The organism is Nocardioides thalensis (genome assembly GCF_013410655.1).
GTDB classification, from domain to species: domain Bacteria; phylum Actinomycetota; class Actinomycetes; order Propionibacteriales; family Nocardioidaceae; genus Nocardioides; species Nocardioides thalensis.
Genome location: NZ_JACCFP010000001.1, coordinates 4,207,203 through 4,225,585, shown reverse-complemented (window position 1 = coordinate 4,225,585; position 18,383 = coordinate 4,207,203). Strand labels below are relative to the sequence as shown.

General features: G+C 69.9%; 20 protein-coding genes and 3 tRNA genes. 13 read left to right on the top strand and 10 right to left on the bottom strand.

The features are described 5' to 3' along the window. Positions 1-48: 48 nt before the first annotated feature. Complete coding sequence (locus HNR19_RS20505) at positions 49-735, top strand: hypothetical protein (protein ID WP_179669669.1); 687 nt, start codon at positions 49-51, stop codon at positions 733-735. Between the two features lie 23 nt (positions 736-758). On the opposite strand, the gene HNR19_RS20500 is transcribed toward HNR19_RS20505, so the two are convergent. Genes HNR19_RS20500 through mobA form a run of 4 tightly spaced genes read right to left on the bottom strand, consistent with a single transcriptional unit; the run spans position 759 to position 3,388 of the window. Continuing rightward, the gene (locus tag HNR19_RS20500; RefSeq protein WP_179669667.1) at positions 759-1,373 is read right to left on the bottom strand and encodes a bacterial proteasome activator family protein; all 615 of its coding nucleotides are present in this window, start codon (positions 1,371-1,373) and stop codon (positions 759-761) included. 34 nt (positions 1,374-1,407) lie between these two features. Then, a complete protein-coding gene (locus HNR19_RS20495) occupies positions 1,408-2,397 on the bottom strand; it encodes an NAD(P)H-quinone oxidoreductase (protein WP_179669665.1) in 990 nt (329 codons plus the stop codon). A gap of 30 nt (positions 2,398-2,427) precedes the next feature. Further along, positions 2,428-2,763: a DUF6457 domain-containing protein gene (locus tag HNR19_RS20490; protein WP_179669664.1), complete on the bottom strand. Its 336-nt coding sequence runs from the start codon at positions 2,761-2,763 to the stop codon at positions 2,428-2,430. Positions 2,764-2,815: 52 nt separating this feature from the next. Beyond that, positions 2,816-3,388, bottom strand: coding sequence for a molybdenum cofactor guanylyltransferase (mobA, locus tag HNR19_RS20485; protein WP_343047299.1), 573 nt, complete (start codon positions 3,386-3,388; stop codon positions 2,816-2,818). Between the two features lie 51 nt (positions 3,389-3,439). On the opposite strand from mobA, the gene HNR19_RS20480 reads away from it, so the two are divergent. The 3 genes from HNR19_RS20480 (at position 3,440) to HNR19_RS20470 (ending at position 5,565) form a co-directional block, all read left to right on the top strand. Beyond that, the gene (locus tag HNR19_RS20480) at positions 3,440-4,228 is read left to right on the top strand and encodes a carbon-nitrogen hydrolase family protein (protein WP_343047298.1); all 789 of its coding nucleotides are present in this window, start codon (positions 3,440-3,442) and stop codon (positions 4,226-4,228) included. An 11-nt stretch (positions 4,229-4,239) separates the two neighbouring features. Beyond that, positions 4,240-5,256 carry a hypothetical protein gene (locus tag HNR19_RS20475; protein WP_179669662.1) on the top strand — a complete coding sequence of 339 codons (1,017 nt, stop codon included), beginning with the start codon at positions 4,240-4,242 and terminating at the stop codon, positions 5,254-5,256. Between the two features lie 75 nt (positions 5,257-5,331). After that, complete coding sequence (locus HNR19_RS20470) at positions 5,332-5,565, top strand: biotin/lipoyl-binding carrier protein (protein ID WP_179669660.1); 234 nt, start codon at positions 5,332-5,334, stop codon at positions 5,563-5,565. Between the two features lie 78 nt (positions 5,566-5,643). Here HNR19_RS20470 and HNR19_RS20465 read toward each other — a convergent pair. After that, positions 5,644-5,728: transfer RNA gene (locus HNR19_RS20465), tRNA-Ser, on the bottom strand. Between the two features lie 72 nt (positions 5,729-5,800). Here HNR19_RS20465 and HNR19_RS20460 point away from each other — a divergent pair. From HNR19_RS20460 to HNR19_RS20450, 3 genes are all read left to right on the top strand, one after another. Continuing rightward, on the top strand, positions 5,801-6,259 hold the full coding sequence (locus tag HNR19_RS20460; protein ID WP_179669658.1) for a hypothetical protein: 459 nt from the start codon (positions 5,801-5,803) through the stop codon (positions 6,257-6,259). An 82-nt stretch (positions 6,260-6,341) separates the two neighbouring features. Then, positions 6,342-6,435 (top strand) — tRNA-Ser (locus HNR19_RS20455). 117 nt (positions 6,436-6,552) lie between these two features. After that, positions 6,553-6,690: a hypothetical protein gene (locus HNR19_RS20450; protein WP_179669656.1), complete on the top strand. Its 138-nt coding sequence runs from the start codon at positions 6,553-6,555 to the stop codon at positions 6,688-6,690. Between the two features lie 24 nt (positions 6,691-6,714). Here HNR19_RS20450 and HNR19_RS20445 read toward each other — a convergent pair whose 3' ends face one another. Beyond that, the gene (locus HNR19_RS20445) at positions 6,715-7,716 is read right to left on the bottom strand and encodes a phospholipase D-like domain-containing protein (RefSeq protein ID WP_179669655.1); all 1,002 of its coding nucleotides are present in this window, start codon (positions 7,714-7,716) and stop codon (positions 6,715-6,717) included. A gap of 86 nt (positions 7,717-7,802) precedes the next feature. Here HNR19_RS20445 and HNR19_RS20440 point away from each other — a divergent pair. After that, positions 7,803-7,875 (top strand) — tRNA-Arg (locus HNR19_RS20440). Positions 7,876-8,014: 139 nt separating this feature from the next. Here HNR19_RS20440 and HNR19_RS20435 read toward each other — a convergent pair. Next, on the bottom strand, positions 8,015-8,755 hold the full coding sequence (locus tag HNR19_RS20435) for a hypothetical protein (protein ID WP_179669653.1): 741 nt from the start codon (positions 8,753-8,755) through the stop codon (positions 8,015-8,017). Further along, the gene (locus HNR19_RS20430) at positions 8,752-9,294 is read right to left on the bottom strand and encodes an RNA polymerase sigma factor (RefSeq protein ID WP_179669651.1); all 543 of its coding nucleotides are present in this window, start codon (positions 9,292-9,294) and stop codon (positions 8,752-8,754) included. Before HNR19_RS20430 ends, HNR19_RS20435 begins: the two co-directional genes overlap by 4 nt. 311 nt (positions 9,295-9,605) lie before the next feature. On the opposite strand from HNR19_RS20430, the gene HNR19_RS20425 reads away from it, so the two are divergent. From HNR19_RS20425 to HNR19_RS20410, 4 genes are all read left to right on the top strand, one after another. Beyond that, positions 9,606-11,888, top strand: coding sequence for a GH32 C-terminal domain-containing protein (locus HNR19_RS20425; protein ID WP_179669650.1), 2,283 nt, complete (start codon positions 9,606-9,608; stop codon positions 11,886-11,888). 366 nt (positions 11,889-12,254) lie between these two features. Beyond that, a complete protein-coding gene (locus HNR19_RS20420) occupies positions 12,255-12,617 on the top strand; it encodes a cupin domain-containing protein (protein ID WP_179669648.1) in 363 nt (120 codons plus the stop codon). Positions 12,618-12,644: 27 nt separating this feature from the next. After that, on the top strand, positions 12,645-13,922 hold the full coding sequence (locus HNR19_RS20415) for an FAD-dependent oxidoreductase (protein WP_179669646.1): 1,278 nt from the start codon (positions 12,645-12,647) through the stop codon (positions 13,920-13,922). Positions 13,923-14,057: 135 nt separating this feature from the next. Next, positions 14,058-15,467 (top strand): APC family permease, encoded by a 1,410-nt coding sequence (locus HNR19_RS20410; RefSeq protein ID WP_179669644.1) that lies wholly within the window; start codon positions 14,058-14,060, stop codon positions 15,465-15,467. A 55-nt stretch (positions 15,468-15,522) separates the two neighbouring features. Here the strand turns inward: HNR19_RS20410 and HNR19_RS20405 are convergent, their stop codons facing one another. Beyond that, on the bottom strand, positions 15,523-15,942 hold the full coding sequence (locus HNR19_RS20405; RefSeq protein ID WP_179669643.1) for a pyridoxamine 5'-phosphate oxidase family protein: 420 nt from the start codon (positions 15,940-15,942) through the stop codon (positions 15,523-15,525). Between the two features lie 7 nt (positions 15,943-15,949). Beyond that, a complete protein-coding gene (locus tag HNR19_RS20400; protein WP_179669641.1) occupies positions 15,950-17,035 on the bottom strand; it encodes a phosphotransferase in 1,086 nt (361 codons plus the stop codon). Positions 17,036-17,135: 100 nt separating this feature from the next. Between HNR19_RS20400 and HNR19_RS20395 the strand changes: the two genes are divergently transcribed. Next, positions 17,136-18,365, top strand: a complete 1,230-nt coding sequence (locus HNR19_RS20395; protein ID WP_179669640.1) for an epoxide hydrolase family protein — start codon at positions 17,136-17,138, stop codon at positions 18,363-18,365. Positions 18,366-18,383: the final 18 nt, after the last annotated feature.

Sequence of the window (18,383 nt, the reverse complement as noted above, 5' to 3'; positions counted from 1 at the left end):
CGGCGAGCCCGTGTGCCTGCGTTCCCGGCGATCTGGTGAGATGGACGGGTGACCGTGCTCCGGACTGCCGCCGTCGCGGCTGCTGCCCTCGCCGCAGTAGCCGCGGGCGCCGTACCGCCTGCGGCGCCGGCCGCTGCCGCCACCGCGCCGACGAGGGCCGCTGTGTGCGCTCCGCTCGACCTCGCCGACGTCGAACCGCAGCAGGTGCGCGACTACGCCGCCGAGGTCGACTTCGTGTTCGTCGGCCGGGTGCTCGACCGCAGGGCGTTGCGGCCGCAGACCAGCGGGCTCCGCCCGAGGACGGCCGGCTACATCCACACCGTCACGGTGAAGGCCGCGCTCCAGGGCGACGTCCGCAACGTCGTCAAGGTGCTGACCACCGACGCCCGCGCGACCGGGCTCGGCCCGCTGCGGCCGCGATCGGACTACCTGTTCTTCGCCGACGAGGTCGACACCGACCGCGCCGGCGCCCTCACCGAGGACCGGCGGTTCGAGGCCCTGCAGTGCTCGGGCACGACCGAGCTCGACGAGCCGATGACCAGTCGCGTCGAGCGCGACCTCGAGCAGGCGCTCCGCGCCCCCGAGGAGCCGGGCATGCCCGTCGAGCTGACCGAGCCCGACGGCGGCGCGACCGAGCCCCCGTCGCTCACCCGGGCGATCGCGCCCGGCGTCGCGCTGGGGCTGGTCGGGCTGCTCGGCCTGCTGCTGTTCTCGCGGGTCGGCCGGCGGGCCTAGGCGCTTCGCGCCTGGCTCCCTCGCTAGAGGTACATCCCGCCGCCGGAGGAGTTGCCCTCCTCGGGCGACGCCTGCTCCGGCTGCCCGGGCTGACCTGGATGGCCCGGCTGACCGGGCTGGCCGCCGAGCATCCCGGGCGGCAGCGCGCGGCGGATCTGCTCGAACTGCGCGCGGGCCGCCATCTGCTGGGCGTAGATCGCGGTCTGGATGCCGTGGAAGAGACCCTCCAGCCAGCCCACGAGCTGCGCCTGCGCGATCCGCAGCTCCGACTCCGACGGGGTGGCGTTCTCGGTGAACGGCAGCGAGAGCCGGTTGAGCTCCTCGACGAGCTCGGGGGCGAGGCCCTGCTCGAGCTCCTTGATGGAGGAGCGGTGGATCTCGGCGAGCCGGTTGCGGCTGGCCTCGTCGAGCGGGGCCGCCTTCACCTCCTCGAGCAGCTGGCGGATCATGCTGCCGATCCGCATCACCTTGGCGGGCTGCTCGACCAGGTCGGTCAGCGAGGTCTCGTCGTCGTCGCCGTCGTCGCCGTCGTCGCCCGCGGCGGCCTCGCCGTCGGTCGGGATGGCGCCGATCGGCCGCCCGTCGGGGCCGATGACCACGATCCGCTGCTCCTCGTCCTGGGGGGTGCTCTCCGTCATGGCTCCGAGCCTAGTCGGCGCCGGTTCCGGCGGATCACAGCGTCAGGAGGACCTTGCCGACGTGCGAGCTCTCCTCGAGCATCCGGTGCGCGTCGGCGACCTGCTCCAACGGCATCGTGGCGTGCACGATCGGCTTCACCGAGCCGTCGGCGACGAGCGGCCACACGTGCTCGACCACGGACGCACAGATCGCCGCCTTGTCGTCGGCCGGCCGCGACCGCAGCGTGGTCGCGATGACCGCGCCGCGCTTGCGCAGCAGCGCGCTGATGTCGAGCTCGCCCTTGACCCCGCCCTGCATGCCGATGATCACCAGGCGGCCCTGGTCGGCGAGCACGTCGACGTTGCGCTGGAGGTACTTCGCCCCCATGTTGTCGAGCACGACGTCGGCACCGCCCGCGCGGTCCTCGGTCCTCGTGCGCGACCGCACCACCTCGACGAAGTCCTCCTCGCGGTAGTCGATCGCCACCTCGGCGCCCAGCTCCACGCAGGTGGCGCGCTTCTCCGCCGTACCCGCCGTCGTGAAGACCCGAGCGCCCAGCCGGCTGGCCAGCTGGATCGCGAACGTGCCGATGCCGCCGGCGCCGCCGTGGACGAGGAACACGTCGTCGGGCCGCAGCCCGGCCACCATGAAGACGTTGGACCACACCGTGCACGCGACCTCGGGGATCGCGGCGGCGGTCACGAGGTCGATGCCGTCGGGCACCGGCATCAGCTGGCCGGCGGGCACCGCGACCTTCGAGGCGTAGCCGCCTCCGGCCAGCAGCGCGCACACCTCGTCGCCGACCGACCAGCCGGTGACGCCGTCGCCGACGGCGGCGACGGTGCCGCTGCACTCGAGGCCGATCACGTCCGAGGCGCCGGGCGGCGGTGGGTAGAACCCCTGCCGCTGCAGCAGGTCGGCGCGGTTGACGGCCGTGGCGACCACGTCGACGACGACCTCGCCGGGTGCGGGCTCGGGGTCGGGGAGCTCCCCGACCGAGAGGATCTCCGGGCCACCCTTGCCGTCCGCGATGACTGCACGCATGACGTGCAGGCTAGCCAGGGTGTCGAGGCCCTAGACCGTGGCCTCTTCCTCCTCCTCGTCGAACTCGAGCTCGTCGAGGTCGTCGAGCTCCTCGACCGTGTCGTCATCGTCGTCGTCGACCGCGTCGGCCGGCCGGTCCCAGGACTCGGCGAGCTCCTGCACCTGAGCGGCCATCCGCTCGATCCGTTCCGGCCCGGCCTCGCGCACCCCGGCAGCCACCCCCAGCAGGAACGCCGTGACCGGACCGGCGTTCGACGCGACGTTCTCGACCGCGATGTCCGCGATGTCGGCGAGCAGCACCTCGTCGGCCTCGGTCTCGACATCGAGCAGGTCGCTCAGCTCATCGATCCAGTCGTGGAGGTTCACCAGACCAGAGTGCAAAACTCGGGAGCCCCTGACAAGGGTTTTGAGAAGGCCGTCAGTCGCCCATGTCGCGAAGGTCCGTCCACGAGTCGACGTCGCGGTGCTCCTCGCCCGTCGGTGCGACGTCGACGAGGTCCAGCGGCTCCAGCAACGACCGCAACGAGGCGCCGTGCTGGGCCTCCCGGTCCGGCCGCTCCGCGTCGAGCCGTGCCGTCGACACCACGAAGGCCAGCTGCCGCCGGCCGTCCGGGTCGGTGAGGACGGCGCCGTCGTGGCCGGCCGCGGCGTCGTACAGCCGCCGGATCGTGGAGGTCGTCACGTTGGGCATGTCGACGGCGAGCACCACCAACGACGGCGTACGCCGCAGCAGCGAGTCGCGCCCGGTGAGGAGGCCGGCGACCGGCCCGCCGTAGCGCGGGTCCTCGACGACGAACGTCACCGGGCGGTCGGTGGGCACGTGCTGGCCGACGACGACCACCTCGGCCGCGTCGATGACGGCGTCGAGGGTGCGCTCGAGGAGCGTGCGGCCGCGGAGCTCGATCGTGGCCTTGTCGGCACCGCCGAGGCGGGTGGCCTGGCCGCCCGCGAGGATGATCGCGGCGAAGCTGGTCAGTCCTGGCTCGATCACCCCTGGAGTCTCCCAGCCGGGCGCGCTCGGGACACCTGGGAGACTGGAATCGTGAGCGAGACCACCCCGACGCTGCGGATCGCGCTGGTGCAGGCGGCATCGACCCTCGACCCCGAGGCCAACCGCGCGGCGCTCGACGAGCTGACGCCCGAGGGTCACGACCTGGTCGTCTTCCCCGAGGCGTTCGCCCGCGACTTCGGCGAGGCCGGGTCCGACGTCAGCGCTTTCGCCGAGGCGGTCGACGGCCCGTTCGCGAGCGAGGTCGCACGGGTGGCGGCGGAGCGCCGTACGACGCTGCTGGCCGGCATGTTCGAGCGCGGCGACGACCCGGCACGGCCCGCGAACACCCTGGTGCTGCGGGGCGCGGCGACGGCCGACTACCGCAAGATCCACCTCTACGACTCGTTCGGCTACCGCGAGTCCGACCGGCTCACCGCGGGCCCGCTGGAGCCGGTGGTCGTCGAGGTCGGCGGCTGGCAGGTCGGGCTGATGACCTGCTACGACCTGCGCTTCCCCGAGCTCGCGCGGGCGCTCGTCGACCGCGGCGCGGAGCTGATCGTGGTGCCGGCGGCGTGGGTGGCCGGCGAGCGGAAGGTGCGCCACTGGCAGACGCTGCTCACCGCCCGGGCGATCGAGAACACCGTCTACGTCGCTGCCGTCGGCCAGCCGGCGCCCCGCTACACGGGGCACTCGATGGTCGTCGATCCCCTCGGCGACGTCGTCGCGGAGGCGGGTCCGGGCAGTCCCGACCGGCCCGAGGTGGTCGCCGCGACCCTCGACCGCGACCTGCTCGACGGCGCACGCCGGACCAATCCCTCCCTCGCGAACCGGCGTCTGTAGGCTCGTCGCCCGTGTCCCGCGCCGCACCCTCCCCGCTCCAGGAGCGGCTGCGCCGGATCTCGGAGTCACGGCTGCCGGTGACGGTGTGGCTGCTCGTGGTCGCCGCAGCGACCGCCGTCCTCGTGTGCGCCATGGTGCCGGTCGGCCCCGACTGGCTCGGTACGGCGGGCGCGGTCGCCATCGCGAGCACCTTCACCTGGGCGCTCGCCGCGCGGACGGGCGGGCGCCCGGTGATCTTCGGGCTGGTGGCGCTGGCGTTCGCGCTCGCGGTGGTGCTCGCCGGCCACGAGTTCCTCCGCACCGGGGCCGCGGTGCTCACGGCGGGCATCGCCGCAGTGCTCGGCGTGATGGTCACGGTCCCGGCCCAGGGCTTCCTGCAGGCCGTCCGCGAGAGCGTCGTGGCGACCGCCGTCGCCGCCGTCGGCGCCCTCGGCGCGGTGGGCTTCGAGCCGACGATCCGCGTGGTGCGCTTCGAGTACGTCACGCTCGGCCTGGCGCTGGTCGGCGCGTTCCTGCTCGTCTACCGGCTCGGCGCCGGCCTGCACGGCCTCGGCAGGCGAGGGCTGATCGTCGTCGGCGGCGGCTCGATCGTGCTGCTGCTGATCCTGCTCTACGCCGAGACCCTGCACCGCTACGGCGCCGCGGGCTTCATCGACACCCTGGACAGCTGGGTGGCCTGGTCACGCGACGAGCTCGGCGCGTTCCCGCGGCCGATCATGGCGGTGCTCGGCATCCCGGCGATCGTGTACGGCGGCCACATGCGCGCGCGCCGGCGGCAGGGGTGGTGGGTCTGCATGTTCGGTGTCGCGGCCACCACTCGCGTCGCGACGGCCCTGACCGACCCGACGGTCGCGCTGCGCGAGATCGGCCTGTCGGTGGCCTACGCGCTGGTCGTGGGCTGGCTGATCGGCTGGCTGCTGATCCGGCTCGACCTCGCCCTGAGCGGCAACCGCGGCCGGCGCCGCCGGGTCGAGGAGCAGGCCGCGGCCCACCGGCCGGAGCCCCCGCGCACCAAGCCGCTCCTCTGACCCTCCAAGAATCGGCCCGGCGCTTTGGACGCGCCGGAGTCGCCGTACCCGGAAGTAGCGCCTAGCGTCCTCGACATGCCCCGAGAGACGACCGTCGCGATCACCGCGGAGATGGTGGCCAACGTCCTGTCCGTCGACGTGCCGGTGGGCGCCACCGTGCAGCCGGGCGACACCGTCGCGCTGCTGGAGTCGATGAAGATGGAGATCCCGGTGGTCGTGGAGACCGGCGGGGTGGTCAGCGCGATCAAGGTCTCGGCCGGCGACGTCGTCCAGGAGGGCGACGTGCTCGTGGAGCTCACGCTCTCCTGAGCCCCGCCCCGCTGGTCGAGGAGGCCGCCGCGCCCCGCTGGTCGAGGAGGCCGGCCACGGCCGTCACGAGACCCTCGGCGGATGGTGAGGGATTTGAACCCCCGGTGCCTCTCGGCACGCTCGCTTTCAAGGCGAGTGCAATCGGCCGCTCTGCCAACCATCCTCGCGGCACCCGGTGCGCCCGGTGCCGACCCCGAGAGTCTAGGACCGCCGGGGTGCAGTTGAATTGCGCCCCATGAGTGCACCGGCTCCCACCGACGTCAGCGAGTACCGCCTGTCCCCGCTGGTGTTCGCGCGGATCGTCGGCGCCTACCTGATCGTCTTCGCGCTGCTCCTCCTCGCCGGTACGGCGCTGGTGGGCGCGCTGGAGTGGAGCGGCGACCTGCTCGTCGTGGTGCTGGGCGTCGGGGTGCTCGGCCTGATCGCGCTGTCGTGGTGGCTGCGCGCCCGCCTGGTGCTCGTCCGGCTGACGGGCACGGGCTACCGCGTGCGGATGATCCGCGCCGCGGGCGTGACCGAGGGCCGCTGGCCGGAGGTCGAGGACGCCGTCGCCGCCACGCCACGGGGGGTCGAGTGCGTCGTACTGCGGCTCAAGGACGGGCGCACGACCACCATCCCGGTCGCCCTCCTTGCCGCCGACAAGGACGACTTCGCGCGCGACGTACGGGCCCGCCTGCGCTCGGCTGCTCGCTGACCGGCAGCGGCCCCGGACGGGCCGGATTCGGCGCGAACCGGCCGGGCGAGTAACCTTGCCCCGCCGGCCGAAGGGTCGGTGAGGAGGCGTCGCCTAGTCTGGTCTATGGCGCCCGCCTGCTAAGCGGGTTTGGGGCTACAACCCCATCGAGGGTTCAAATCCCTCCGCCTCCGCCATGTGGCCCAGCCACGCGAACGGCCCCGATGAGGACACCTCATCAGGGGCCTGTTCCGTTTCCAGGGGCGATGAGGCAGGATGAACGTCACAGCCCACACGAGTCACGGGGGAACGTGATGAAGAAGCTCGCTCGCAAGGCCGCACTGACACTGGCCGCGACCGCTGCGACGGTCGGACTGGTTGCCGTCTCCGCCCCTCCGGCGCAGGCGCTCGACAGCGGCTGGGGCTGCGGCGGGGCCTGCCGCACGCGCTGACCTGAAGGGGTCGTCGGGCCGCGTTCACTCCTGCTTGGGGAGCTCCTTGCCGGACACCCCGAGCTTGCCCATCGTGTAGCCGAGCTGGAAACGTGTCTCGGCGTCGTACTCCTCCTTGAGCTCGGCGACGTAGCCGGCGTACGTGCGCGGGCTCACGCCCAGGCGCTTGGCGCTGACCGCGTCGGCGTGGCCCTCGATCAGCATGCGGATCGTCATCGCCCGCTGCTCGGCGGCGACCTCACGCATGAGCGAGGTCTCGGTGTTGGTGAACGGCCGGGCGCGCGCGAACGCGCGGTCGAAGACGTCGACGAGGTAGGCGACGACGGACGGCTCCCGTACGGCGACCGCGGTCGTCAGGTCGTCGGGGGCGGGGATCACCGCAACCCGCCGGTCGACGACGATCATCCGGTTGAAGAACTCGTCGAGCGTGCGCACCTCGGCACCGCGTTCGGTCACCTGCGCGACGTACTTGTGCGTGATCGCGTGCCGCCGCGCGCTGTGCTGGTAGAGGATCCGCATCGAGACGCCACGCTCCAGGGCCTGGATGTCGCGCAGCGCGGCGGACGCGATCGACGCGGCATCGCGGCCGGTCTGCGGCTGCGCGGTGAGCAGCTCCTCCTCGGCCTCCCCGATGATCGTCGTGAGGTAGGGGCTGATCGCCTCGCCGTGCAGGTAGGTGAACGGTCCCCGGGTCTCGGCCTGCGGTGACCGGCGCCAGGTGCTGGTGAGGGTCTGGAACGCCCGGGCCCAACGCGCGGACTCGTCAAGCAGGCGAGCGCCCTCGACGCCGAGCGGGCTCACGACCCGGCCCTGCGAGGTGCTCGGCTCGACCGCCGTCCAGCGGGGGTTGCCCGGCTCGTGTTGGAGCAGGCCGAGCTCGACCAACAGGTCGAACGCCTTGCGCTGCTCGCCCTCGAGGAGCCGCGGGTCGTCGTCCGAGATGCCGCCGGCCTCCACGACCACCTCGTAGAGCTCGGTGGCGACCCGCTCGAACAGATCGCGCCTCTCGGAATCGAAGCCGGGCATGCGGTCATGATCCCACGACCCGGATTCGGTATCCGTGCACCGACTCGGCTATCCTCGTCCGGTCGCTCCGCGCAGCGGGACGACGGGCGCCTGTAGCTCAACGGATAGAGCATCTGACTACGGATCAGAAGGTTTGGGGTTCGAATCCCTACAGGCGCGCAAATGTGATGAGTCGGGACATGGGTGACACCTGAGTCGCGACGGTCGACAGTCAATGAGCCCCCGGCCAGCGGCCGGGGGCTCATTGCGTGTCGCGCCAGTAGTGCTTGCCAGAGTCGATGCGGTCGGCCGATCCTGATCAGCCGACCTGCGCGACGACCCGCTTCGAGCCCAGCACCTGTCCGCCTGCGTCGAGGAAGGTCAGCGTGAGTGACGTGGCCTGCGACGCCTCGGGGAAGGCGTCGCCGTAGCCGAGGGAGTCAGCGCGCACCGGCAGCGTGCGGTCCACGCCGTCGCCCTCGACGATCACCTCGGTGGCGCGCGGGTACGGCGAGACGCCGTACACGACCAGCCCGACCTCGGCCGCGAAGAACCCGCCGAACTGGTCGGGGCGGGTCAGGTGCTCCGGCGGCCGGTTCGGGCCCATCCAGAGCTGCCCGCCGCAGCCGTACTCGAGCTGGTCCTCGGTGGGAGTGCCGGTCCCATCCCACTGCCCGTCGCTCAGCGCGTAGCAGACGGTGCCCGAGGACGACGTGGCCACCCAGAACGCGAAGACGCCGTTCTCGCTCTCGAACTGAGCCACGAGCTCCGGGTCGTGCAGGACCCCGAGCCCGTTGCCGCTGGTGTTCGGCTGCTCGCTGAACTGCGTCAGCACGCGTCGTACGACGTCGTCAGGCCCGCCCGCGGCGACCGACGCCGCCGTGCCGACGGTGAGGGCGCTCGCCGCGAGGCCTGCCAGCGCGATCCGACGGCCGCGCCGCTTCCTCGCGGGCGCTTCCTGGTCGGTGGCGAGGATGCCGAGGAGGGTCTGCTCCGACCAGTCGGGATCGAACGGCTGAGGTGTCGGCGCCATGTCGGCGATGAGGTCGGTCTTGGTCATCGGATTCCGCCTTCGTTGAGGAGTCGGTTGGGCACGGTTGCGTGCCGGGGAGGAGTGGTGGACTGGTCGAGTGCGGCGCGGGCACGGTGCGTGCGCACCCGGAAGGCGCCGGGCCTGATACCGAGCGCCGCAGCCGCCTCGTCGGGCGTGAGGCCGTCCCACGCGACGAGCAGCAGCGCTTCCCGCTGCTGGTCGGGGAGGTCGGCGAGGGCTTGCAACGCCGCGATCCGCTCGGTGGCCAGCACGCCGGCGTCCTCGCTGGGACGCGCGGCCTCGAAGAGCAGCGAGAGCCGGTCGTGGAGCGCCGTTCGGCGGCGGGTGGCGCGGCGACTGTTGCCGATCACCTTCCGCGCGGTACCGATCAGCCAGGCGATCGGCGGCTGCGGAACCGCGTCCCAGCGCCGCCAGGCCTGCAGGAACGTCTCGGCCACGACGTCGTGGACGTCGTCTGCCGGCACGTGGCGGCGCGCGTACGCCGCGACCCGCGGCCCGTACTCGTCCCAGGCCCGGCCGAACGCGGCGTCATCGGGAGTGCTCATGTGTAGGTAGTGTCCGGCGGCGGCGTGGCGTTACGGCAGCGACCGCTTTGGATCCCTCTTCTTCACAGCGGGGTCCGGCCCCGGGCGGGGCTCCTACTTGCCGCCCCGGACGCGCGTGAGCGCGGATCGGACGTAGATCCCTTCGTCTCGCCCAGGCCGGCGTCGTCACGTTCATCGCTGAGGCCGGTCGGACCGACCCTTCGGGCCGCGCCACGTGCGCTGTCGTCGGGACCGATGCGCGCGGTCGAGCTGAGTCTTGACGTGATCGGCGTCACATGGAAGGTTAAGACAACGTTGTCACGTTGACGGTCATGAGCCAGCCGCTGAGAAGGAGTTCGACAGGCATGAGCAGATGGACACGCAGGCGCGCCGGTGCAGTGCTGATGCTGACGGCGGTCACGCTGGGCGTCACCACCGTGACCGCCACTGGTGGAGAGGTCGAGGACTACCCCGAGTTCCCTTATCCCTCGACGAACTACCAGGAGGACAACCGCGGCCAGCACCACTTCAGCTCGCGCGGCGGATGGATGAACGACGTCAACGCGCCCCTGTACTACGACGGTCTCTACCACCTCTACTACCAGCACAACCCGCACGGACTCGAGTGGGACACGATGCACTGGGGCCATGCCACCAGTGCCGACCTGGTGCATTGGAAGCAGCAGCCGATCGCGCTGGAGCCTGGGGTGCATCCCGGTGACCTGTTCTCAGGTGGCGGCGTCGTCGACACGAACAACGTGTCCGGCCTCAAGTCCGGCGACGAGGATCCGATCATCGTGTACTCCGGCACCAACGGCGTGCGCGCCTTCTACAGCAACGACGGTGGCTACACGTTCGAGACGTATGACGGGGGCAACCCCATCGCGACGCCGGCCGGTACGTCGCGCGACCCCAAGGTCGCGTGGGACCCGGAGTCGCAGAAATGGATCATGGTGGTGTGGTCCGACGAAGGTGGCAACGGTGTCAACTTCTACTCTTCGGAGAACTTGCTGGACTGGGAGTACGAGAGCCGGTTCGCCGCCGGCTGGCTGTTCGAGTGTCCCGACTTCGTCGAGATGGAGACTCCGGACGGCGGCACGACGTGGATGCTCAGCGACGCCCAGGGCGAATACGTCCTCGGCGACTACACGAACGGGGAGTTCAGCACGGACTGGGCAACTCCCCAGCGCGTCAACCTGAACGCCTCCGGTCCCGGCGGCGAATACTACGCGGCTCTGACCTTCGAGAACCTGCCCGACGACCGGGTGGTCAACATGGCATGGCAGGGCGGCAACCGAGGCTCGGTCTGGACGGGCAACGCGACGTTCCCCGTCGAGATGGAGCTTGCCGAGACCGATGACGGTCTGCGCGTGCGCAGCACTCCGGTCGCGGAGCTCGAGAACATCCGCGGCAGGAGCACCACGTTCGAAGACGTCGACCTCACCCCCGCGGGCGCGGAGACACTGCTCGACAACGTGGAGGCCGACACCTACGAGGTGACGGCGACGTTCGATCTCGCCCGCAACCTCGAGCTGGAGCGACTCCAGGACGTTGAGGCACGTCAGCTCGCGGCGATCGCGACCGTGAGCAAGCAGATCAGAACGTCGAACCAGAAGATCAAGAGCTTGAAGAAGCGGATCGCTGATCTCGAGCCGCACCAGTCGGAGCTCCGCACGAAGCTGCGCCGACAACTGGAGGCCGAGCGCCGGACGAACGTCAGGCTGACGACGCGGCGAACGCAACTGCGGTCCGACCTGGCCACGACCCGCGAAGCGATGGACGTGGAGCGAGACCGACCTGCCGCTACCGCCTTCGGTCTGCGTCTTCACACCGACGCCGACGGCTGGCACGACGCCGAGGTGACCTACGACGTGGCCGCGCGCACCCTGGACGGGAGCCCTCTGCCGGCTGGCGATGATCCGAACAAGGTGAAGATGCAACTGCTCGTCGACCGCGGTCAGTTGGAGATCTTCGGCAGCGACGGCCTGTACTACAAGAGCAGGAACATCAACTTCGACAGCCTGCCGGGTGGGGACGGGGTCGACCTGTACGCCGACGGCCACGTTGTTCTGGAGTCGCTGAAGATCACCGACCTGAAGTCCATCTGGAAGGCCGCGGGGGAATCCACGCTGCGGACGAACATCGAGGGACCCTGGTATCCCCACGGCGGGACCTGGACCGAGAGTGCCGACGGCAAGCAGGGAACCTCGACCGGTGATGCTTGGTATCTCTCGAAGGCGACCGGGGGTGACTTCGTCCTGGAAGGCGACGTCCGCATCGACTCAGGCCAGGCAGCGGCGCTGACGTTCCGGGCCGACCGCAACCTCACCAGGCACTACACGATCAACGTGGACTCTGTCGACAGCGGCGGAATGGTCAAGCTCTGGCGGGCTGGCGGAGTGGTGCTCGATACAGTTCCGTTCGATGTCGAGATCGGCCGCTTCTATCACTTCAAGGTCGAGGTGGACGGGAGCCGGATCAAGGTGTTCGTCGACGGTTCGGAGGAGCCGCTGGTAGACGTGGTCGACGACTCCTACACCGAGGGGCAGTTCGGACTCCAGGTCTTCCGATCCACCGCTACGTTCCAGAACGTCACGGTCACGCCGTTGGGCTGATCGCACGATCGAGACTCCACTGTTCCTAGGCGAGTGGCAGCTCAGAGAGCGGCCGGCTCGCCTACGGATCCTCGTCGCCAGGACCATCGGCCCTGCCGATCGAGGTGCGGCCTCGGCCAGGATGGTCTGGTAAGCCGAGGACGAGCTGCGCGTGGTCGCGGGCGTCCAGCTTCGTCATGGCGCGCTGCACCTGGGCTCGGTCTGCGAAGGGGCTGAGGTATGTCGAGTAGCCAGGGGGCGGACGTACACGCATCTCGAAACGTGCGCGTGAGCCGTTACCAAGCATCAAATCACTTGCTAGAGTCAGTTGACGCTTAAGTTTCGCTCGCATGGATGCGCCCATCTCCCCGACGAAGGAGAACAATCGTGACGATTCCGTTCACCGTCCACTACAACGACGCCCGAGCCGTGCGCTACACGCGCGAGGAGAATGGACTGGACGGGGTGAGCCGTCGCATGGTGCAGCGGAGCGACGGCCTCCCGTTCGGGGTGCACCACGCGACGGTCAAGGCACCTGGCTCGTACGGCGGGACGAGCGGTGAGGACGTGGCGATCTACGCTCTCGAGGGCTCGGCCACCGCGTGGGTTGACGATCACGAGTTCGACTTCCAGGCCGGACAGGTGCTCGTGATTCCGCGGGGCTCGGCGTACCGCATCGAGCATCCCGACAACGACCAGACGACCCTCATCTTCCTGACGCCCCCGCCGAGCGAGGGGAAGCACCACTGACCGGGTCGGGGGAGCGAGGGAAGTCCCGTGGCTGATGTCGTGATCATCGGGGGCGGACTCACCGGCCTCGGGACCGCTGTCGAGCTTGCCGATCGCGGCGCCGAGGTGGTCGTTTTGGAGAAGGACGGACTCGGCTTCGAGCAGACCGTCCGGAGCAACGCCGCCCTCCGCCTCCCCGGGCCAGGTCCGCTCGCCATCGAGAGCGAGTCGGTGACCGGGGCATCGATGGTGGGTTGGGATCAGTTCGAAGATCGCTTCGGGGAGGACATCGAGCTCGACCGCGGCGGCTGGAGCACGCTCGTCGTCGACGACGACGACCGCGCCTGGCTGGCGGCGCAGTCGACGACCCTCGGCGTCAGCGAACAGATCGATCTCACCGCGCTGACGCCTCCCGACGAGGTGCGGGCGAGGTGGCCCGCCCTGGCCGGCGAGTTCCTCGGCATGCACACCAAGCCAGGCGGTCACGTGAACCGGATGCGCGTGGTCGCCGCACTGCACCGCGCCGCGCTTGCTAGGGGGGCGCGGTTCTCGGTCGGCACGATGGCGGTCGGCTTCGACCTCTCGCGACGCAAGATCACCGCCGTCCGCACGCTTCAGGAGCGGTTTTCCTGCCAGCAGGTCGTGATTGCCGGAGGGGTCTGGACGCCTCGTCTGCTCGACGCTCTCGGGACACGCGTCCCGATGCAGCGGGTCCGCGTGCCGAGTGGCGAGACGGCCCCGATCGGCGACCGGCTGTTTCCCGGGTTCATCCGGGCGGGCAAATTCACAATGCGACAGAGTGCCGACGGCGTAGTGCGGTTCGGCGGGGGCTACCGGGCGCCCGAGTACGTCCACGACCTGTCGCTCGACGACGTGAGGGACCTCCGGACCTGGGCCCCGGCTCTGCTCCATCACGTGCGCGGAGCGACCTTCCGCGTCGACTGGGCGATCGCCCGCAACGACCTGCGACGCCGGCGGCGACGACTTCGGAACGGACCCGACTTCGTCCCTACGGGTTGGGAACCGCGGCCGTGGCGACGCTACTCGGAGAGCAAGCTCGCCTCCGCGGCGCGCGTGGTGCCGTCGCTGGCGAACCACCGTCTCCAGCGGACCTCGTCGGGAGTCGTCGACATCACCCCTGACTTCGAGCCCTACGTCGGCCGGGTGCCGACGGCCGACAATGCGTGGGTGGCAGCCGGCATGAGCGGACACGGGTTCATCCTGGGGCCGGGCACGTGGCGGGCGGTCGCGGAGGGGATCGTCGACGGGCGCAGTGCGCTCGACCTGCGGCCGTATCGCGTCGATCGCTTCGCGCAGCTGCCATAGCACTGTCGATCCGTTGGCAGATGGGTTCCTAGAGAAGCATAAAACTTGTACAGGCCTTGACATTGCACAGAATCGTGCGTGACTGTCGTCACATTCAATCGATTCGCATCTCGGCCCGACCTAGGAGAAACACCTATGCCCACGTCCATCGGTCCGACGTCCACGAGGGAGCCTGGCAAGTCCGCGTCCGGCCTGGAGACCGGTCAGCTCGGCCGGCTCTCGCTCGCCTCGCTCGCCATCGCGTCGTACACGCCAGCGGTCGGGATGGCGCTGGCCCCTGTCCTCTTCTTCTCCGCCGGAGGCGTCAATGCCTGGCCAGCCGCCTTCCTGGCGATGATCGCCGTCATCGGCGTCGGTCTCGCCGTCGTTGCTTTCGCCCGCCGCTACGTCGGAACCGGGTCTCTCTACTCCTATGTGGGTGAAGTGTTCGGCGCCTGGTCCCGCGTGCTGATGGCGGCGACACTGCTTCTCGGTTTCGTGCTCCAGTTGGCCGGGACCACCGCGATCGTGGGGATCTTCACGGGCAGCTTCCTCTCCGCCCGCGGCATGGGGAGCGCCCTCGACCTCGGCCCTCAGATCGTCATCTACGCCATCGCGATCCTGGTCTCGGCCACCGTCGCCTACCGCGGACTCGACACCTCGGTCCGCGTCGCCGTGCTGCTGACGGTGGTGTCGCTCCCGCTGGTCCTGCTCATCACGTTCGCGAGCGTCGGCAGCACCGGCCTACAGCTCGATTCGCAGCTCGACCTCGGCTCGATGAGCATGAGCAGCACATTTCTCGGTCTTGCGGGCGGCATCGCGTTCCTGGTGAGCTTCGAGAGCTGCACAGCACTCGCCGCCGAGACGAAGGACCCGCGGCGAAACGTGCCGATCGCGGTCATGTCGATCCCGGTCCTTCTCGGCGGTCTCTATCTTCTGGCGACGTTCCTGCAGACGCCCGGGCTGGCCGCGGCGTCCGACGCGCTCGCGGCTGGTGCGTCGCCCACCGCTGCACTCGCGGAGCAGTCGGGGCTCGGCAGCGGCGTCGCGACCGCCACCGACGTCGTCCTCGCGCTCGCCGTGTTCGCCAGCCTCATCGGCTTCGTCAACTACGGGTCTCGGTTCTTCCTCACGCTCGCCCAGGACGGCCTGCTTCCGCGAAGGATCACGAGCATTCACCCGCGCCACCACAGTCCGTCAGCCGCGATCGTGCTGCTTGCCGTCACTGGGTTCGCGGTGCTGGCCGCTGCTTTCCTGCTCGCTGGCGACCTGCTGACCGCCTACAACTCCATCGCGGTGTCGATCGTCTACGCGTGGGTCCTGCCCTACCTCATGATCACCGTCGGAGCCGTGGTCCTGCTGGTCCGCGAGCGCGCGCTCGCGCCCCTGACGATCCTCGGCGCAGCGGTGGGTTTCGCCGGAATGGGTTGGCTCTACGTCAACGGGATCGTGAACCCACCCGCCCCGCCGATCGACGCGATGTCATGGGTGGTGCTGGTCGGGATCGTGGTGCTGGTCGTGTTGCTGGGTGTCGCCTACCAGCGGCGCGTTCGCTCTGACGGCTGAGCGAGGAGAAGGGGTGGGGTCGGACCGTCCGACCCCACCCTTCGGCGTCCCTGGGTCAGAGTTCTCCGCGGTAGTCCCACGCCCGGAAGCGGACCGGCGTGAGCCTCAGCCGGACCTGGCCCGCCGCCTTGCGGTCAGCGAACTCGCGACCCGCATCCGGCCCGAGGTAGCGGGTCGCGATGCGCACATGGTGCTCGTGGACGTCGTCGGTGTCGACGGTGACGGTGCAGGACGCCTCGACGCCGCGGAAGGGACTGGTTTGCTCGTAGACCACGATGCTCGCACGGGGGTCCCGGGTCACATGGCGACCCTTGATCCCGGCGAGAGGCGTGATGACGGAGAACGCGCCGTCACGCCACTCGTGCCACACCGGTGCGAGCAGCACCTCGCCGTCCTTGCGGTAGGTGCCGATCACCGCGATCAGTGGCTCTTCGAGGAGCCCGTCGAGGTCGTCGAGAGTGAGATGACGTCGCACGAGGGCCTCAGCTCGCTGCCGCCGCGCGGAGCAGTCGGTCGAGCTCCGGTGAGTCCACGACCGCCCTCGCCTTCAGCAGGTGCCGATGACCCCACCCGAGGTAGTCCACGCCGTGGTGCTCGATGTCGTAATTGAGCACCGGATCGGCAACCACCGCCCAGAAGTATTCTCGGAGGGCAGCTACCAGCGCCATCAGGCGGACTCTGGCCAGCTCAGCATCTGTCGCGGGCCGTCCGAGATAGCTCCGCATCAGGTGGTCGACCTGACCGTCACTGAGATCTGCGTTCATCGCGAGGTTGCCGAGATCGAAGTCGCCGTAGGCCATCCCGCCGTACTCCCAGTCGACGAGGGTGACGCCCTCGGGTCCGATGATGAGATTCTGTGGCACCAGGTCGTTGTGGCAGAGGACCTCGCCGGCCGGCAGGCCGGCGAAGACGCCGCGCGTCCGCTCGAGCGCCTCGATGAGCAATGGCGTGTCGTCGGCGACGGTGAGCCCCTCGCTGCGCGCGATGTCCACGTACGACAACGTCGCGTCGATGACCGACCAGCGGCCTATTCGGACCGGGGACGAGTGGAGGCGGGCCAGAAGGCGGCCGACCTCTGCGAGCAGCGCGTCGTCCGCGAGATCCGCAGCCGAGGCCGAACGTCCGTCCACCAGATCGGTCAGACAGTGCCCGTCCGGTGCTACCGCAGCCCGCAGCGGCGGCGCGATCAGGAGGTCTGCTGCCGCGCGGTGAGCAGCGAACCCGCAGCCGCGGTCCATTCCGAACCGGGCGCCGTTGGGATCCGCGATGCGGAGCACGAACCGCTGGTCTCCGGTGGTGACGCGGAAGTTGGCGTTGGCCGCGCCCCCGGGGATCTCTGTCGCGCTCCACACGGCGCGAGCGAGCCCGAGCTCGGGCGTGAGCCGGGCGAGCGCCTGCTCAACCGCGGCGCGGCGTGCGGGATCGATCGTGGCGTCGCACGACACGGTCGGTCCGGCCGGCGCGGGCGTGGTCGGGTTCATGGGCGGACCTCCAATGGTCACGGTCATGGCATGTTTCAGACCATTGAAGAGTGAAATGAAGTTCATGACAAGGTCCCGACGAGTCAATCAACAATAATTCGGCCGTCGGGCATGCGAATTGCTTGTCAATCGACGTGGATCCTGCGTACCCTGGCGCTCGAGACACCGCGAGCGAGGAGGAGCAGCCATGGGCGCCGCAACGGCCGGCCACAGGGCCGTGCACGAGTTCCGGATCGAGGTCCCCGACGCCGACCTGCGAGACCTCCGGGCTCGGCTGCTGCGGAGTCGGCTGCCCGACGACTTTGCGAATGAGGATTGGAATCAGGGGTTCAACACCGACTACCTCCGCGAGCTCGTCGCCTACTGGGCCGACGAGTACGACTGGCGGGAGCAGGAGCGACGGATGAACGAGCTCCCGCAGTTTCGCACCGAGATCGACGGTCTGCCCATCCACTACGTGCACGTACGTGGCGTCGGTCCCGCCCCGCAGCCACTTCTGCTCCACCACGGTTGGCCCGAGACCTTCTGGGACCTGGCCAAGGTGATCGGGCCGCTCTCGGACCCCGCTGCGCACGGAGGTGATCCCGCGGACGCCTTCGACGTCGTCCTGATGAGCCTGCCCGGGCACGCCTGGTCCTCGCCGCTGCGCCGGGAGGGTCTCAACTTCTGGAGCGCAGCCGACCTCGAGGTGGTGCTGATGGAGCGGCTCGGTTACGACCGCTTCTTCACCGCGGGGGGCGACTGGGGTGCGTGCGCCGTGGAATACCTCGGGCACGCGTACGCCGACCGGGTTCGCGGGCTCTACTGCCACATGCCGGTGCAGCTCAGCCAGGACGACGACTTCCACGGCGACGCCATCCCCGGGATGCCCTACGGCCCCGACGCGATGCCCGCTCCGGAGGTCTTCGCGGCGGACGAGAAGCACTGGCTGCTCCACAACGAGCGGATCATGAACGAGGAGTACGGCTATGCCTGGATGCACTTCACCAAGCCACAGACGGTCGCCAACGCACTGAACGACTCACCGGCGGGGATCGCCTCCTGGCTGCTGGAGAAGCGACGTTCCTGGGCGCAGACCGGCGGTGACATCGAGTCGGTGTGGTCGAAGGACGATCTCTGCACGACGGCGAGCATCTACTGGTTCACCCAGACGATCGGCACGTCGATGCGCTTCTACCGCGAGCAGCTGCGCAACGCCTGGCGCCCCTCCCACGGCCGCTTCCCGGTGGTCGAGGCCCCGTCGGCCGTGGCGGTCTACCCGGGCGAGATCGCGCCCTACATGCCGCGGGCCTGGACCGAGAAGTACTTCAACCTCCAGTCCTACCGGGAGCACGACCGTGGTGGCCACTTCGCCGCGGCTGAGGTGCCGGACCTGTTCATCGGCGACGTCCGTGAGTTCTTCCGCACACTTCGCTGATCGCCCACCTACCACCGC

Bases quoted from the DNA above. Each gene is read 5' to 3' on its own strand.
- HNR19_RS20450 (WP_179669656.1), top strand. From the start codon at position 6,553: ATGAAGAAGCTCGCTCGCAAGGCCGCACTGACACTGGCCGCGACCGCT.
- HNR19_RS20470 (WP_179669660.1), top strand. From the start codon at position 5,332: ATGCCCCGAGAGACGACCGTCGCGATCACCGCGGAGATGGTGGCCAAC.
- HNR19_RS20430 (WP_179669651.1), bottom strand. From the start codon at position 9,294: ATGAGCACTCCCGATGACGCCGCGTTCGGCCGGGCCTGGGACGAGTAC.
- HNR19_RS20495 (WP_179669665.1), bottom strand. From the start codon at position 2,397: ATGCGTGCAGTCATCGCGGACGGCAAGGGTGGCCCGGAGATCCTCTCG.
- HNR19_RS20395 (WP_179669640.1), top strand. From the start codon at position 17,136: ATGGGCGCCGCAACGGCCGGCCACAGGGCCGTGCACGAGTTCCGGATC.
- HNR19_RS20435 (WP_179669653.1), bottom strand. From the start codon at position 8,755: ATGACCAAGACCGACCTCATCGCCGACATGGCGCCGACACCTCAGCCG.
- HNR19_RS20425 (WP_179669650.1), top strand. From the start codon at position 9,606: ATGAGCCAGCCGCTGAGAAGGAGTTCGACAGGCATGAGCAGATGGACA.
- HNR19_RS20445 (WP_179669655.1), bottom strand. From the start codon at position 7,716: ATGCCCGGCTTCGATTCCGAGAGGCGCGATCTGTTCGAGCGGGTCGCC.
- HNR19_RS20460 (WP_179669658.1), top strand. From the start codon at position 5,801: ATGAGTGCACCGGCTCCCACCGACGTCAGCGAGTACCGCCTGTCCCCG.
- HNR19_RS20500 (WP_179669667.1), bottom strand. From the start codon at position 1,373: ATGACGGAGAGCACCCCCCAGGACGAGGAGCAGCGGATCGTGGTCATC.
- HNR19_RS20410 (WP_179669644.1), top strand. From the start codon at position 14,058: ATGCCCACGTCCATCGGTCCGACGTCCACGAGGGAGCCTGGCAAGTCC.